The sequence below is a fragment of the Candidatus Magnetobacterium casense genome, assembly GCF_000714715.1.
GTDB lineage: Bacteria > Nitrospirota > Thermodesulfovibrionia > Thermodesulfovibrionales > Magnetobacteriaceae > Magnetobacterium > Magnetobacterium casense.
Genome location: NZ_JMFO01000004.1, coordinates 28693 through 44335, shown reverse-complemented (window position 1 = coordinate 44335; position 15643 = coordinate 28693). Strand labels below are relative to the sequence as shown.

At 43.0% G+C, this 15643-nt stretch carries 13 protein-coding genes; 6 read left to right on the top strand and 7 right to left on the bottom strand.

The genetic code is table 11. The annotated features are described in order from the left end of the window. Window positions 1-11: 11 nt before the first annotated feature. Window positions 12-398 (bottom strand): hypothetical protein, encoded by a 387-nt coding sequence (locus Mcas_RS03035; RefSeq protein ID WP_156033058.1) that lies wholly within the window; start codon window positions 396-398, stop codon window positions 12-14. 276 nt (window positions 399-674) lie between these two features. Here Mcas_RS03035 and Mcas_RS03030 point away from each other — a divergent pair, with 276 nt between their 5' ends. Continuing rightward, window positions 675-866, top strand: coding sequence for a hypothetical protein (locus tag Mcas_RS03030; protein ID WP_040334028.1), 192 nt, complete (start codon window positions 675-677; stop codon window positions 864-866). Continuing rightward, window positions 856-1122, top strand: coding sequence for a type II toxin-antitoxin system RelE/ParE family toxin (locus Mcas_RS19125; RefSeq protein WP_040334027.1), 267 nt, complete (start codon window positions 856-858; stop codon window positions 1120-1122). Before Mcas_RS03030 ends, Mcas_RS19125 begins: the two co-directional genes overlap by 11 nt. Before the next feature lie 379 nt (window positions 1123-1501). On the opposite strand, the gene Mcas_RS03020 is transcribed toward Mcas_RS19125, so the two are convergent. Both Mcas_RS03020 and Mcas_RS03015 read right to left on the bottom strand, forming a co-directional pair. Further along, window positions 1502-1969: a CreA family protein gene (locus tag Mcas_RS03020; RefSeq protein ID WP_040334026.1), complete on the bottom strand. Its 468-nt coding sequence runs from the start codon at window positions 1967-1969 to the stop codon at window positions 1502-1504. Between the two features lie 131 nt (window positions 1970-2100). Continuing rightward, window positions 2101-2967, bottom strand: a complete 867-nt coding sequence (locus tag Mcas_RS03015) for an aminotransferase class IV (RefSeq protein ID WP_040334025.1) — start codon at window positions 2965-2967, stop codon at window positions 2101-2103. A gap of 61 nt (window positions 2968-3028) precedes the next feature. Between Mcas_RS03015 and Mcas_RS03010 the strand changes: the two genes are divergently transcribed. The 3 genes from Mcas_RS03010 to ligA all read left to right on the top strand — a co-directional run bounded on the left by Mcas_RS03010 (window position 3029) and on the right by ligA (window position 5619). Beyond that, entirely contained in the window at window positions 3029-3256 is a 228-nt protein-coding gene (locus tag Mcas_RS03010; protein WP_040334024.1) for a type II toxin-antitoxin system HicB family antitoxin, read from the top strand. After that, window positions 3249-3497, top strand: a complete 249-nt coding sequence (locus Mcas_RS03005; protein ID WP_040334023.1) for a type II toxin-antitoxin system HicA family toxin — start codon at window positions 3249-3251, stop codon at window positions 3495-3497. Before Mcas_RS03010 ends, Mcas_RS03005 begins: the two co-directional genes overlap by 8 nt. Window positions 3498-3591: 94 nt before the next feature. Next, window positions 3592-5619: an NAD-dependent DNA ligase LigA gene (gene ligA / locus Mcas_RS03000; RefSeq protein ID WP_040334022.1), complete on the top strand. Its 2028-nt coding sequence runs from the start codon at window positions 3592-3594 to the stop codon at window positions 5617-5619. A gap of 60 nt (window positions 5620-5679) precedes the next feature. Here ligA and Mcas_RS02995 read toward each other — a convergent pair whose 3' ends face one another. The 4 genes from Mcas_RS02995 to Mcas_RS02980 all read right to left on the bottom strand — a co-directional run bounded on the left by Mcas_RS02995 (window position 5680) and on the right by Mcas_RS02980 (window position 14892). Continuing rightward, entirely contained in the window at window positions 5680-6132 is a 453-nt protein-coding gene (locus Mcas_RS02995) for a tetratricopeptide repeat protein (RefSeq protein ID WP_040334021.1), read from the bottom strand. Further along, the gene (locus Mcas_RS02990) at window positions 6107-7528 is read right to left on the bottom strand and encodes a tetratricopeptide repeat protein (RefSeq protein WP_040334020.1); all 1422 of its coding nucleotides are present in this window, start codon (window positions 7526-7528) and stop codon (window positions 6107-6109) included. The genes Mcas_RS02995 and Mcas_RS02990 overlap by 26 nt, the downstream gene beginning before the upstream one ends. After that, on the bottom strand, window positions 7525-8391 hold the full coding sequence (locus Mcas_RS02985; protein ID WP_040334019.1) for a zinc ribbon domain-containing protein: 867 nt from the start codon (window positions 8389-8391) through the stop codon (window positions 7525-7527). The genes Mcas_RS02990 and Mcas_RS02985 overlap by 4 nt, the downstream gene beginning before the upstream one ends. Before the next feature lie 159 nt (window positions 8392-8550). After that, window positions 8551-14892, bottom strand: a complete 6342-nt coding sequence (locus Mcas_RS02980) for an alpha-amylase C-terminal beta-sheet domain-containing protein (RefSeq protein WP_040334018.1) — start codon at window positions 14890-14892, stop codon at window positions 8551-8553. Between the two features lie 174 nt (window positions 14893-15066). Here Mcas_RS02980 and rbr point away from each other — a divergent pair, with 174 nt between their 5' ends. Next, window positions 15067-15642: a rubrerythrin gene (gene rbr, locus Mcas_RS02975; RefSeq protein WP_040334017.1), complete on the top strand. Its 576-nt coding sequence runs from the start codon at window positions 15067-15069 to the stop codon at window positions 15640-15642. Window position 15643 lies beyond the last annotated feature (1 nt).

The window sequence follows — 15643 nt, the reverse complement described above, 5'->3', positions numbered from 1 at the left end:
CATAAACACATCTATAAGCCACCATATGGACACGGCTTTTCGCTCGATGATACCTGTTGACTGATGCCGGTCTCTGTGATAATAGCTGTTTGTTTGATGCCTTCTGTTACTGTTGAATGGCTATTACTGTTTACCGTCTCTACCTTACTAAGGTAATCGGTTTCTTTTTCTAAATATTCTGCTATTGTTGCTTTATGCTCTTCCTGAATAGACAATGCAGCAATAACCTTACCCGCACGTATTGTGTTTTTGGTTAATAGCAATTCTGTCGGTATATTGAACACTTTTGCGATCTTAAACAATGTTTTTGTGTCCGGCTTTACATTTGTATCAGATATCAAGGCTATTGTACCCTGTTCTACCTCTGCAAACTTCTCAAGTTCTGCCTCATTCTTCATACCCTGTAAACTCATTAACATACGTATCCGCTGTGCTACATATAAATATTCCATATGTCCCCTCCTTACCATCATTTTTCTTAATGTGTCATCACCCTGCCGATAGTCTAACCGATGGCGGTACGGAAAATCCAGTTAAGTTTACTTCACATTACGAAATCAGCATGTGAACAAAACTTCATGTGGCGTTGAGGGGTAGGGGGACAGGGGGGGTTGACAAAGACTTTTTAGAAGACTACAATAAAATTAAGGTATCGTTTAATAAGGAGGTAAGATATGGCAGATGCAACTACAATAATAGACATGTTTAATGAGCTTTCTGATACAAAGAAATCGGAGGTAATTGATTTTATAAGATTCATGAAATATCAAGAGGCTAAAGATAGGATTTTAACCTCTAACCAAGAAGAGAGACTAACCTTTAACAGTGTTGAGGAGCTAATGCAGGCGATAGACGATGCAGATTAAGGCTACACCTGCTTTCTTAAAACAAGCCAACAAATTCCTTAAAAAGAATCCACAGTTACGAAAAGACTTTACAAAGACAATCAAAAACTTAACCTCTAATCCTTTTGACCAATCTCTAAAGACGCATAAACTATCAGGGGAGTTAAAAGATTTCTGGTCATGCCATGTAACTTACGACATAAGGATTAGATTCATCTTAAAGGCTAATATTATTGAGCTAATAGGCATAGGCAGCCATGATGAAATATATGATTGAGATTTTCAAGTGGACGTCCTTTTTCTCTGTAGCCCCTAGCTTGAGGCCAAGCATTTCATAGCACTTGTTGATGTCGGTCATATCACATCACCCTGCCGATAGGCTAACCGATGGCGGTACGGAAAATCCAGTGAAGTTTACTTCACATGTGGTGGATTGGGTGGGTGTTTTTTGGGTGCAGTGTCGTTATACCGTGGCACGAGGAAAAACAACGGTCTATGTCGGCCAAGGGGTGGGTGCTTTTTGGGCGCATTCCTGCATCGGGTGGGTGCAGTTTGCACCCAGTTTTGACACCCTGTGATACCGTATGACACCCTGTGATACTCTGTAGGTGGGCTTGGACACAGGATTTATTTGATGCAATGCGGACATGCACCCCTTATTTCCACGGCATTATCGGTACGGTAGAGATAGCGTTTTTGGGCGAACCTTCAACTATCTTGTCGCTATAGACGAGGTATACGAGCGTGTTGCGCTTCTTGTCATAGAAACGGACTACCTGGAGTTTCTTAAACAGTGCGGACGTCCGCTTTTCAAAGACATCTTCACCATCCTTCAGGGTGCCCTTAATCTTCACCGTGCCAATCTGACGACATGCTATGGAGGCATCCGAAGGGTTTTCGGCCAGTCCGACGGCGCCCTTCATTCCGCCAGTCTGCGCCCTGCTCAAATGGCACGTCACTCCCTCAACCTTTGGGTCGTCAAAGGCCTCTATGACTATCTTGTGATTAGGCGTAAGCAGGTTGAACTTTGTATCTACGCTGCCTATTTCCTCGGCACAAACCACCCCGATATTAATACTAATCATCGTAAACAGACACATTGCTACTACCACCAAAAACCTCATTGCAATACCTCCTTCAATCCATAAATCGTAATTCGTATCATTAATCTGAGTATAACACATATCTTGCGAATTCTGCTTGCCGTCAACGTAAATGGGACACATGCCAGAGTAAATAAATCGGCAACCGCACCTCAACGGGGTCTCCCACGCTTGACACAGGCGTCTCTGTATGCGGCAAAGCTGTTGCGCAGGGCAGCGGTCACCGGCCCGATGGGATATGTAACGTCATCAACTCTATGCACGGGCATGATCTCCATTGAGGTGTTTGTCACAAAGACCTCGCCGGCCCTGTACAAAGTGGCAGGAAAGTACTCCCCTTGTCGTGTTTCAATGCCCTCCTTCCTGGCCAGTTTCAGCACCAGCCCTCTGGTTACACCATCAAGGATGCCGCAACTCAATGAGGGCGTGTACAGAACGCTGTCCTTTGCAAAGAAGATGTTTGACACCGTACACTCCGATATATGACCACGGACATTCACCATCAGTGCCTCCTGGGCCATAGCGCCTTTGGCCTCAATCCTGGCGAGGATGTTGTTGAGGAAGTTCAACGACTTGATCCCAGGATTAATGGCAGTGGCGAGGTTTCTGTTCGTCTTAACAAGCGCTACCTTTATGGAGCTTTCGATGTGTGGTTTAAATGGGCGTGCCAACACTATTACCGTTGGTGTGCTGCACAGAGCCGGGTCGAGTCCCGGTTCGCCCACGCCCCTGGTCACGGTGACCCTGACGTATGCGTTGCTGAGGTTGTTGGCCTGCAACGTGGCATGGATGGCGGCGGTGAGGGCATCCTGTCCCAGACCGATATCCAGGCTGATATCCAGACCGATCAGCGACAGCGACCGATAAAGTCTCTTCAGGTGTTCCTCAAGCTCGAAGACCACGCCATCATAGACCCTCAGCGTCTCAAATACACCATCACCATACAAAAAACCGTGGTCAAGGATAGAGACAGTTGCACTCTCTATCGGCAACATCGCTCCGTTGAACCAAACCTTCATCCCTCTATATTAACAAAAAGTCATCGGTCATGTTAATATACTAAACATATGGAGTTGAAACATGAGAAAAGTTAAAGTTACAGCGGAATTAATACCGGCAGAGGAAGGTGGATACATAGTGTATTGCCCTGAACTGGATATTACAACAGAGGGAGATTCTATAGACGAGGCAATTGACATGCTCAAAGATGCGGCACAGGGATATATTGAGGTTGTTGGGGTTAATAACATTCCCTTCTTATCTGATTCGGTCATCAAAGAGGAACTGGAGTTATTTATAAATGGGTAAAGTGCCTCCCCTAAGCGGCAAAGAACTTTGCAGAGTACTTGAAAGAGAAGGGTTTAAATCAGTAAGACATACCGGTAGCCATAAAATATACCAGAAACCCACAGAGGATGGTACAATTACCATCCCGGTGCCAATCCACTCAAACAGGCCGCTTAGAAAAGGAACTTTATCGAATATTCTCAAAAAGGCCGGTATAACAAGCGAAAAGTTGTTATTGCTCTTATCTTTGCTTTTGGGGTAATTTAGACACCTTCCTTTTTTTCTCTAACCCGGTTATCTAAAGCCTGTGTACCATTAACAAAAAGTCACCGGTCATGTTAATATTCCTGTAGCATATGAAAACACCTGCTGAAGAAGATATAGCCAGGCTGGTCAGGGAACTAAACGACCACAGCTACAGATACCACGTCCTGGATGCACCGACAATCACGGACGCCCGGTACGACGACCTGTTTCACACGCTCCGGGGGCTTGAACAGACCTCCGGCATCATCCTTCCCGACTCCCCGACGCAGAGGGTTGGGGCGGCTCCGTCGGAGAAGTTCGGCAAGGTGACCCACAACGTGCCAATGCTTTCGCTGCAGGATACGTTTTCGTTTGACGAGGTGCGGGAGTTTGACCAACGCATCAGGCGTTTGCTGGACAACCCCGTTGCCGTCCAATACACCGTGGAGCCAAAGTACGACGGCCTTGCCATTGAGCTGACCTACCGCAATGGCCTCCTGTACAGGGCATCTACGCGCGGGGATGGCCATACCGGAGAGGACGTCACACTCAATATCAGGACGATCCGGTCAATCCCGCTGAGGCTCCTCACCGAAGACGTCCAGGAGATAGATGTCCGTGGCGAGGTCTTTATCAGCACGGCAGACTTTGATGCGCTCAACGCAGAGAGAGAGACCACCGGTGAATCACTCTTTGCCAACCCGCGCAATGCCGCAGCAGGCTCCATCAGGCAGTTGGACCCGGCGGTCACGGCCAAACGTAAGTTAAACGTTGCCTTCTACGGTATTGGTCTGCTCCGGGGGGCGGTGGAGATATCGTCGCAGAGTGCGCTGATGCAGTGGCTTGGGGGACAGCGGTTTGCAACACCGTTTATCTTTCGGCGGGTCGATGACATTGAGCAGGCCATCGAGGTCATAGCGCAGATAGGGCGTGAACGTGCCGACCTCCCGTTTGAGATTGACGGGGCCGTGATCAAGGTGGATGACTTTGCGTTGCGTGCACAGTTGGGGACAAAGACCCGTACACCGCGCTGGGCAATTGCGTACAAGTACAGGGGGGATCGGGGCGTGACGAAGGTGACATCCATAGAGGTGAGCGTTGGCCGGACGGGGATACTGACCCCTGTGGCGGTGCTGGAGCCGGTGCGTGTGGGGGGCGTGACCATGGCCAGGTGTTCGTTGCACAACTGGGACGAGGTCAATCGTAAGGACCTTCGCATTGGTGACACCGTGGTGGTTGAGCGTGCCGGGGATGTGATCCCGCACCTTGTTGCGGTTGACACGACCATGCGTGAGGCCGGGCGGGAGCCGTTTCCGCCGCCAACCGTTTGTCCGGAGTGCGGGGCGCACGTGGTGCAGGAAGAGGGGGCGGTGGCATGGCGGTGCATCAGGATAAACTGTCCTGCGCAGTTGCGTCAGAGGTTAATGCACTTTGTATGTCGCAATGCGTTGAACATCGACGGACTGGGTGAAAAAAACATCATCCTGTTGCACGAACACGGCCTGATAAAGAGCCTCACTGACGTCTTTTCACTGACCAAGGACGATCTTCTTAATTTGCCCAGGTTTGCCGAAAAGTCGGTGGTCAACCTCCTGGATGCCATCGAGGCCGCCAAGGAGACGACCCTTGCGCGTGTCATCTACGCACTTGGCATCCCGCACACGGGCACGTTTGTATCAAAGCTCCTGGCCGAACACTTCAGCGCAATCGATGACCTCTACCACGTAACGGTCACTCAGTTGCTATCCATTGACCAGGTGGGTGAAAAGATCGCACACAGCATCAGCGGATTTTTCAGCGACGACGAAAACATCAGGACGCTTGATGCGCTCAAGTCGCTGGGGCTGCGGATATCCAACCCCGACCACACCGCACAGCACTCCAGGCCGGCAATCCTGAGCGGTCTGACATTTGTGATAACGGGCACCCTGCCGGTAGGGCGCAGGGAGGTTGAGGAGTTGATCGCTGCAAACGGCGGCAAGTGTCTGGCAGCGGTATCAAAGGCCGTCAGTTATCTAATTGCCGGTGCCGGCGTCGGTTCAAAGCTCGAAAAAGCAAGAAAGCTCGGCGTCAGGATCATCTCCTATGAAGAATTCCTGGCGATGTTAAGTCCCCTCAAAAGTGTATTGACAAAGTAATCCCTGTTATCAGGCTACTTCACATTGTCTACTCCGCACTGCAAACGTCTGCTCGCTTCGTCATATGCGTTCAAGGCAATCATGAAGCCTGCCCAGTTCCCTCAAGACCTTAGCACGGTCATATCGGGCTACGGCATTCATCTGGAATAAGGCCACCGCTTCGTCATATGCGCTCAAGGCATAGTCTATCCTGTCCAGTTCCCTCAAGACCTCTGCACGGCCACAGCGGGCTGCTGCATCATTTGGGAATAGAGCCACCGTTTCGTCATATGCACTCAAGGCGTCGTCTATTCTGTCCAGTTCCCTCAAGACCTCCGCACGGCCATTTCGGGTCGTTGGATCATCCGGGAACAGCGCCACCGCTTCGTCATATGCGCTCAAGGCATAGTCTATCCTGTCCAGTTCCCTCAAGACCTCTGCACGGCCACAGTGGGCTGCTGCATCATTTGGGAACAGCGTCACCACTTCGTCATATGCGTTCAAGGCTTCAGGAAGTCTGCCCAGTTCCCTCAAGACCTCCGCACGGCCATTTCGGGGGGAACAGCGCCACCGCTTCGTCATATGCACTCAAGGCATAGTCTATCCTGTCCAGTTCCCTCAAGACCTCTGCACGGCCACAGCGGGCTGCTGCATCATTTGGGAATAGCGCCACCGCTTCGTCATATGCGCTCAAGGCTTCAGGAAGTCTGCCCAGTTCCCTCAAGACCTCCGCACGGCCACAGCAGACTGCTGCATCATTTTGGGATAAGGCTACCGTTTTGTCATATATGCTCAAGGTCTTTTCAAAAATATCCTTAATTTCAAAAAGTTTAGACTGTAAAGCCCAAATAACCGCATATTTTATATACGGAAGAGTTGCATAATCAAGCAACCTCTCTGCCATTCCCCATTTATGGATACGCATTGCATGAATAGCAAGATTACAATAAGTCATGACCAGGTACTGACTCCCTCCATTATTGAGATTGTAATAGCTTACATCGTAAAGACATCGTTCAAGGTTCTTGCTGTTTTTTTGCGATATGAGCTGTTTTATAGCATTTATTTTTTCATCAACGATATCTTTAACTTCACGTCGATAAATATTTCGATTTATATACTGTAGCGTATTGTCCTTATAATTCTTTATCAGTGCTTCAATCGGGTCGATATCATCAACCGCATCACCCACTGCACCTGCCTTGACCACCGGGATGAGGGCAGCCCTCATGTCATACAGCAAGACCACAATACCCTTGACCTGTTCATTCAATTTCCTGTTTTTGCGAACACTTGAAATCATATCGTCAATGACGCTAATGTCACGAGTCATCACGGCATACACGAAGTCGGCAAATATACCGTTTATAAACAAGACCCCTTCGGCGTGTTTAACCTCATCCTCACCGTCTATCCTGCGGGCGGCAACGTCATCCCAGATAGCACGCACCTGCCCGATGACAGGCTGTGAGCGCAAGACCTCTTCATATACTGATAGCGTCAACATGGCCCCCATGCGCCTTGATATCTCTATTGCCCGGTCTATATCGGTATCCGCCGGCAGGAGGCAAGACATAAGCCGCTTCCTGGCAAACGATAAACTGTCCTTGTTGGCAAGTATCTCTTGGGCCCTTCTTATCGCTTTCTCTTTTAAATCAACCTTATGCTCAACGTCCATCCCGATTATCAAAAAGGTCATCGCATTAAAGGCTGCACTCCGAAAAGACAGCTCATTCCTCAGTGTTTCAAGCGTAGTGTCGGCATACAGGATATGCTCATAGTCGCCGGCAACGCCAAAAAACAGCGAATAATCATGCCTGTCACACTCAACAGGTTTATTGTCCTTCTTGTTGTGTATGAGAAATAACTTACCGTTTTCCTTATATATGGCCTTCCCTAACTGGCCAGATATATATACTTCCGTAATCATCTCTCACTCCATTGCTTGCCTTTTATTTCAAGTTTATCTTTCACTGCTGACCACAATATATCCTCGTCTGGATCCGCCGGGGGCGGACCATACACTTTATCTACAGCCTCGTTCCTAAAGCCATCATATATGTGTACTTCTATAAAGTCATACTTATTCCTGCGTTCTCTGTTTACTACTAATATGTTAGCATATTCTAAATCAGTAAAGCTATTCTGGAGTTTATGGGCAAGCTTTGCAACAGCTAACTTGTGTCTGTCTGCCCATAATGCCCTGTATCCAGGAGGTATTTCGGTGTGTTCAGCAAGATTGTGTCTCTCTGTAAATTTAAACGAATCTTCTTCAAGAAGCGTAGTCCTTGTACTAATCTCCTTGTCAGACAGACAAATTGTGTAATTGCCATATTTCTTAACCCCGGTGCCATCAATGGAAATTGCAGCATAGCAGATATCACTACCATCTACACCGAAAAGCATTTTGTCCACCTTTCTTCTGAGCATATCCTGTTCAGCCTCTAATGGCCTCATCTCTCCTGCATTCACACGTCTGGCATATGGTAAGTATTTATCATCCTTCGTTGTTATAAAGCTGTGTAAACCTTCAAGCTCCATGTTAATCACAGCAAAGGACTTTTTAAGATGCCCTTCAAATATCATTGCGTTATCGTATGTGTCATTATTCTTTGCCGTCTGAAGAGCCTCGTCATATCTCCGCTGCAGGGCGTCCTGTTCGGTAGTCCGCTGTGCCTCCCTTACGTTTACGGGAGCAAGGGTTGTTTTGCAATCCGGACAATTTCTATCATCAGTAATTATGTCCCTTCCACAGTTAGGACATCTGTAGTGCTCCGTGCCTGTTGCCCCCATGTAACCTCCAAATTTAAAACTCGTTACCAATCTCAGTATTGAAACTCATAGTTCGCAATATTATACACATATCATCAAGCCCCCTTCGTATATGGCCTTCCCTAACTGACCCGATATGTAAGCCTCTGTAATCATCGCCCGAACCATCAAAGCTTGTCACTACTCCCCGTCTGTTGGCATAGGGAATGGCTGTTTATGGTGCTTCCTTAACACCCACACTTTCCATTTAGTTCCATCTACAGACAGCGTGGTATCTTTATAGTCGGAGTGATCATGATGCCAGTTGCTATCGTCTCCACCTATGCGAACGTATAGTTGGCCCAAATTGCCTTCGATCATTGCTGCATAGACACCGTTTTGGCAGGCATTGTTTTGGATGTGGAGCTTGCTGCCGGAGTGGACACCTGCTTCCTTGCGTGCGTTAATCAGTTGCTTGATTTTATTCTGCAGGGCGTCGCCTGAGTTAAAGTAGTGTTGCCAATGAACAGTTGGTATGCCAGGGTGCGTGAGAATATAGACATAGCCTTTTTCAATATTAGTGTTTTTTACACCGGTTTTGCTGCAGAGAGTGACAGCCTTATTTTTCCATGGTATTCCGTCGGTTGTATCACCAATCAGACCAGGCGCCTTATACCGTTTTTCCTTAGGAGCAGGCACCTTATCCGGTTCTTCTTCTATGTACAGTTTAAGACAATCTGTCATATTCGTTAAAATGTTACGTGTCTTGATATCAAAGATGCAACTGGCAGTTTCGATGTCCCAAGAGGGTGTTGCTGTTTTCCAGACCATATCACGGTGTTTGTCCTGTTCATTGTTATCGTACTCCAGTACGGAAAACGTTGGACGGGTTTTCTCGTTGTAGATTGCTATTTTTTCAGGAGTACTTCCTTGTTCCATTTTGTAGCACCACCCTCGGTATCCCATTGACTGCAAATGTAGCAGGTATTTGATAATATCGGTATCACTAGGAGGCTGCAGTTGCGTGTTGGCATAGTCTTTAAGTACAATGTCCGCTATTGGTTCAATCCCGTTTTCAAATAGTTTTTTTAAAATAGTTTTGTAATTCTCAAAATATTTGATATACTTAATATATTTATTATCGTTGTAAGCTCTTACGGCACTGTAATCTAATGACATTTGCAGCCATATCAGGTCAAACCGCCCATTCTTTAATGCTTCCAATTTATCATTGATAGAACATATTGTAGGACATTGGATCATTACCCTGCCATCGTCAAATCCTGAGTTTATACTTTTTTCTGGTTGCGGGTGGTAGTTTTTGGGATCATAGAGCTTATCCTTTTGAGTTCTTTCTCTGCTTATCGTGATCATTTGCTCAATCTGTTTGGTGTTTATCATAAATCTTTCCAGGGCTGCGTAAAAATGATAGAGACTGTCGTTAAAATCATCGTTTAAATAGTACATTGTTTCGATTATGTTTTTGTATGACTTTCTTTCGCTGTGGGTTTCAATTGCACACAAGCAGTGATATCTGGCCATTTCATATTGATATCTGGGATTTATAGTCTCCATTTCCGACATACCGATAAGTTTTTCAAGAGTTTTTTCAATACCCTTGTCATAATCTTTGTAGGCGGTATAGTAATCACACCAAATGGCAAGTTTCAGGTGAGCCGAAGCTATATCTGAATGGGTTCTATCATAAGAGAAGCCATAGGTTTTACATATTTTAATGACTTCACGCAGACAGAAAATAGAATCAGTTATTAAAAATTCTATGACAAATTCAGGGGATATAGTCTGAGGATAAGGTAAATCAAAAGTATTTCTTATTATTTCTTTCCGGTTATGCTTAATTTCATCAATCAGTTCACGAAACTTTATTGCTGCATTGTATGAAATTTTATTTATTGGATCATAATAATTTCCAATGAGTCTGTATGTTGAATCAAGACTAGTTGTATCACCGGTTAAATCAGCAAAGAGTTTTTCATTCATATTTACTTTAAAGTTAAGTTCTATAATTCTGTTTCTCATTGTATAGATGGTTGTATATGGCGAGATAAAATTGTCTTTTAATTTGACATCAGAGCACTTACACTTTAGCTTGATTTCGCTATAGCTGATTAGAATTTCCCGAATATCTCCGGATAAAGAAATATTGTTATAATCCGTTATGTCATTTGAGGTTTCAAGAATTTTTTCGATTTTTTCTATTTCCAATCTGTGAACGTTTTCATATGATCTGTAGATACCCTGAATGATTCTCTTAATTATTGTTTTTCCTATCATATATATCAAGTTGTTGCTGCATGTTATTATAGGGGTTTCTCGTTCACTAGGGGTTTCGCATTGTGTATTGAGGCATTGTTTTATCAAATGTAAAATCTTGGCAAACTGAAAGGAATAATCTTTGTGCATTCTCCCGGTTATAAAAAACAAAGCAGAGGCACAATAAAAAACTAACACACGGTACAGGCCATTTCCATCCTTATCGTAATAATCAGCAATAAAAGAGTTAAGAGTGTCTACATTGTTAGCAATATTGTCTTCTTGTGTGCTTTCCAGAAATTTAACGAGAGCAACATTGTCAATATGTTTGGGTTTTACACATGAGAGAAATGTATCTCCCATGTTTGACAATATATTGCCTATGGCGTTTGATGCGATAACATTTTTTTGTGAAAAATCAGCAGAATCGTCCCTGACAATCGTAGTCAGCATTTTCGGAAGATATTCTTTCGCATCCAATACGTCTCCTGTTATTTGTATCCCAAGGTGATCTCTGCACAGCACCTTCAGACTTCTTATGTAGTAATCACAGGCTCGACATGGATATCTGATTTTCTTGATATCTGTAGGGTTTAAAGGTAATAAGGCATTTAGACAAAACTTTCTTTTCATGCAAGATGGAATTCTTTGTAACTCTAAGCTATTATCTAATGTAGCAGAGTCATTGCCTGGAATTACCCCGTTTTTATAATATAGAATATCTCCAAGTTTACAAAAGAACTCTGACTCTATGATAAATTTTTCTGAAAAGTTTTTACCTATGAGCTTGTTGTGTTCCTCCTCAATCCTGACAAGATCGCTGAAGGTAATTCCATTTAAGCCTTTCTTTTCAATAATTTGCAGTTTAGCCAGTAATGGTTGGTAAAGATGGCGTTTATTTTCAAAAAGAGATATAGGAGAGTTTGGTTGATTATACACAACTTTGTCTTTATAGTCAAGAATTATAGATGTGGTTTTCCCATACGTAGTAAAAGCAGAATTAAAAGATTTTGCTTTTTCATATGCAAGACCAAGTAACATCATAGCCCTGATATAGATGTAAAATGTTGAAACATCCATTTTTTCTACTTCACTGATAGTGCTTAATTGTTGTATAGATTCCAGTAGCTCGACTATTGCATCATGATACTCTTCATCATAAAAATGCAGTTCTCCCAAGATCATACGAACAAAGCTAATAGATTTAATAACTAAAATGCTTTCTGGAGCAAAGGAATCGGCATATTTTTTTTCCAAGTCCATCTGATATGCCTTATAATGCCTTTTTAACGCAATTGACTCATCCAGGGTAAAGTTGAAGGCAGCAGACTCTCTTTCTGATATCTTTGACAGATATGAAATTTCATCTGCCGTCTTTTTAATAAATCTGAAGTGGTATGGGCCACTTAATATCTCATGGATATTGTTTTTGGATAAAAACTGCATAATTCTCTCTATATGTTCTCTCAATTCAGGCGCCTTGTTGATATCCAGTATCTCCGGAGTTACCTCAAGACTTCTCCATGTAAAGGCATGTCTGTGATACTTGTAGATATGATCAACTATAAATGACGTTGAAACCAGAATCTTATCACCAAAGTCCTTTATTGCCCTCTCTATGGCGAGAATAACAGGGGTGGCAATATATGAAACCAATCCCAACGTATACTGATCAAAAAATCCAAATTCCAGGTACAAATTATTAGAATTCCTGGCTACGCACAAGTTATCAGATTTTTTTAACTCTCTTTTATCAGCTTGTACAACGTGTTTTTCAAAATAACGTGTCAGCTTTTTGGGTGAACCGTTACTTCTATATGTCAGATAGGTTATAAAATTGTTGACGGTTACGAGTAACTTTTCAATTTTCAACTTTTTGATCTGATATTCTTCAGGTTTGTTTCTATCGATTTTAAATATCTCATCCTGCAAATACCCACGGTAGGTTTTAATTGAGTATTCACTGGAAGTTTTTTCTATATAGAAGTTTGGGATAAGATATTTACAGACATACTGTTCCGTCATGTTTGTGATATCATGCAATTTGTGCTCGGTTGAGTCAGTCAAAAAACTGTTTACATAAATAACGTCATGGAAAATACTACCCATAAAATAGTTCCTGTCAGATACATCGGCAAGTGAGGCATCATACATTTCCCTGCCGGCAATGAATATGAATTTAGCCTTTGCCGTGGTAAGAAAATACTTGAGATTTGACAATATCTTAAGTATGACCTGCTGACGTTTTCTGGTCTCATGATTAGAAAATGGCATACCATCACCACCGGTTGACGTCAGCACTTCTTCTTTTTCCAGTATATTTAACTGTGGCTCTATCTTGTCTAATTCATCAAATACGAAAATAAATTGAGGTCGCTTAATCAACCTGGGAATAGCGTCTATTTCGTTTAAAATATCTATAAGCTGCTTTTCAATTTCCCGAGCATCCGCTCTTGGGTACATCTTGTTTTGTTTTCCAAACATTCTGAAAAATGAAGCCCTGTACTTTCCTACCGCGGCTTCAGCCCCGCTTTCTCTTGTAACCTGTGCATTGATACTGTCGTTTAGCTCCGTTATGTTTTTACGGACACTACCAAACGTACTGAAACCAAACAACTTGTATCTGAAAATAACAGTGCCAAGAAACCACAGTAAAATGAAATATCCGATAAACAGGTAATCTACTTGGTGAGGAAAGAATTGATATCGTTTGTGAATAATAATAAAATGCTTGTATATTAGTTCATTAATTATAACCCATAATGGTTGAATACTAAGAATATCTACCGTTTTACAATATAAAGCATTAATAAACATATCGATGGCATTGGTTATCTTTTGGATTTCATTTCTCTCTGTTGTCTTACTTCCGATTTTAGTGTTTATTTTTATGCTGCTTGTAATTTCTACTTGCCCTCCAGATATAGATAGGTTGTCTGTTGTGCTTCTTGTTTCTTCTTGGTTTTTGTGTCTTGCATCATAGAATATATTATTTTCTAATCCATATTTATTCAACATACCGTCTTTATAGTTTTTTGTTTCATGGAAAATTGATATGTATTTCTCATAAATATTCTTATCTGTTTCATTGAGTAAAGTTGTTTTAAAATTACTTTGATTGTCATTGTTCAACATGAAAAGTGCCTGACTTGGAAAATATCTTACCAATCCACTCTTTATTTTTATCACATTATTGACGTAGATTATTGGTGGAATCAAATATATAATACTCAATATAGTGTAAATAATTAGTATCTTGAATAATAAACTTGGCATATCCGGCAAGGGAAATCGCAGTCTAATACTTGAAAATTCATTAAACTGAATTATAATATTTTTTGCTATCAGCCTCAAAATATCAATCTCTTTTAAATTATCATGTCCCAGATTAATTTTTACATATATCCGATGACTGTAATTAGAGCGTTTATTGATAAAACTCATAAAAGCAGACCAAATATTATCCCAAACATATTCCACTTTTTGTATAAAAGTGGATTCTTTCTTAAAGCTCATTAGCATTTGTAATACGAATTTTGCTATTATTGATAGCAAAACGACTATTAAATACACGTGCAATGCAAAATTGTAATCAGAAATATTTTCTAACGAAACAGAAGATTGAAATGTCGATTCATAAAAACGATAAAAAGGAAATATCACAAAAGTCGAACAGTATCGCAACATTAAAACTATCAAAAAGTCATGAATAGCTATTTTAAGTTTAAATTTTGAAGTTTCTTCTTTAGAAATTGTAGTAATATTTCTCAAATGAACCAAAAATAAATCTACTTTCCAGGAAGACTTATTTTTTGACAAATTATTCATTGTCAGGGCATTGCGATAAAGATAAAAGGCCAACAATACTATCAGGGCTGAATTTATAGATATAGTAACCCAATTTATCTCTATCAGCGGTAAAAAAAGCAGCAACAACATGATTCTAAAGTACCTTGCTGCTACATTGCCACTTCTTCCGGCGGTTGTTACGTTGGCAATAACATTATTTACCAGACTTGTCTTGCCCATGCCCCTGAAACCGGTAACCAGGTATGCCCCGGACTTTGACTCATCGTTGGTGAGAAGGCTTGTTAACCTATCTATTAACCGCTTGCGGCCTATAAATCTGCTGTCTGCGTTATCTACCTCCGATGGGCCATGAAAAAACGCATAACCATTCAGCTCAAGGTATATTCTCTTGATCTTCGACGAGTGCTCCGATAACGTCTCCATCTGTTTTTTTATTGTATCTTCTGCCCTTTCATCCATACGATAGCAAGTATAAATGATATGAAAAATAAAATCCAGTGAATTTTAATTCACATATTGAAATTGTTATATGTATTAGGTACCAATGCATTGAAACAATGTCCCGCCGATAAATGTTAGAATATAGACATTGCAACCATATCTTAATCTTAACAAGAGAAACGGAGGACAACAGTGAACAGCTTGAAGGGGTCACAGACCGAAAAGAACCTGCTGGCAGCCTTTGCCGGTGAGTCTCAGGCACGCAACCGCTACACCTATTTTGCCAAGGTGGCCAAGAAGGAGGGCTACGAGCAGATATCGGCCATCTTTCTCGAAACGGCAGACCACGAACAGGTACACGCCAAGAAGTTTTTCAGGTTCCTCGAAGGGGGCGACGTCGAAATGACCGCCACCTATCCCGCCGGTATAATCGGCAAGACCGTGGATAACCTCAGGCAGGCCGCAGAGGGCGAACTCCACGAACACTCAACGCTATACCCGTCCTTTGCACAGACCGCACAAGAGGAAGGGTTCAAGGAGGTGGCCGCAGCCTTCAGGGCAATATCAATCGTGGAGACCTACCACGAACGCAGATATCGCAAGCTCCTGGCAAACATACAAAACAACGAGGTCTTCACGCGCCAGGAAAAGGTTAAGTGGAAGTGCCGTCACTGTGGCTTCGTCGTTGAGGGAAAAACTGCCCCCGAACGGTGCGCAGCCTGCGACCACCCAACGGCACACTTCGAAATTCTGGCCGAAAACTACTAAC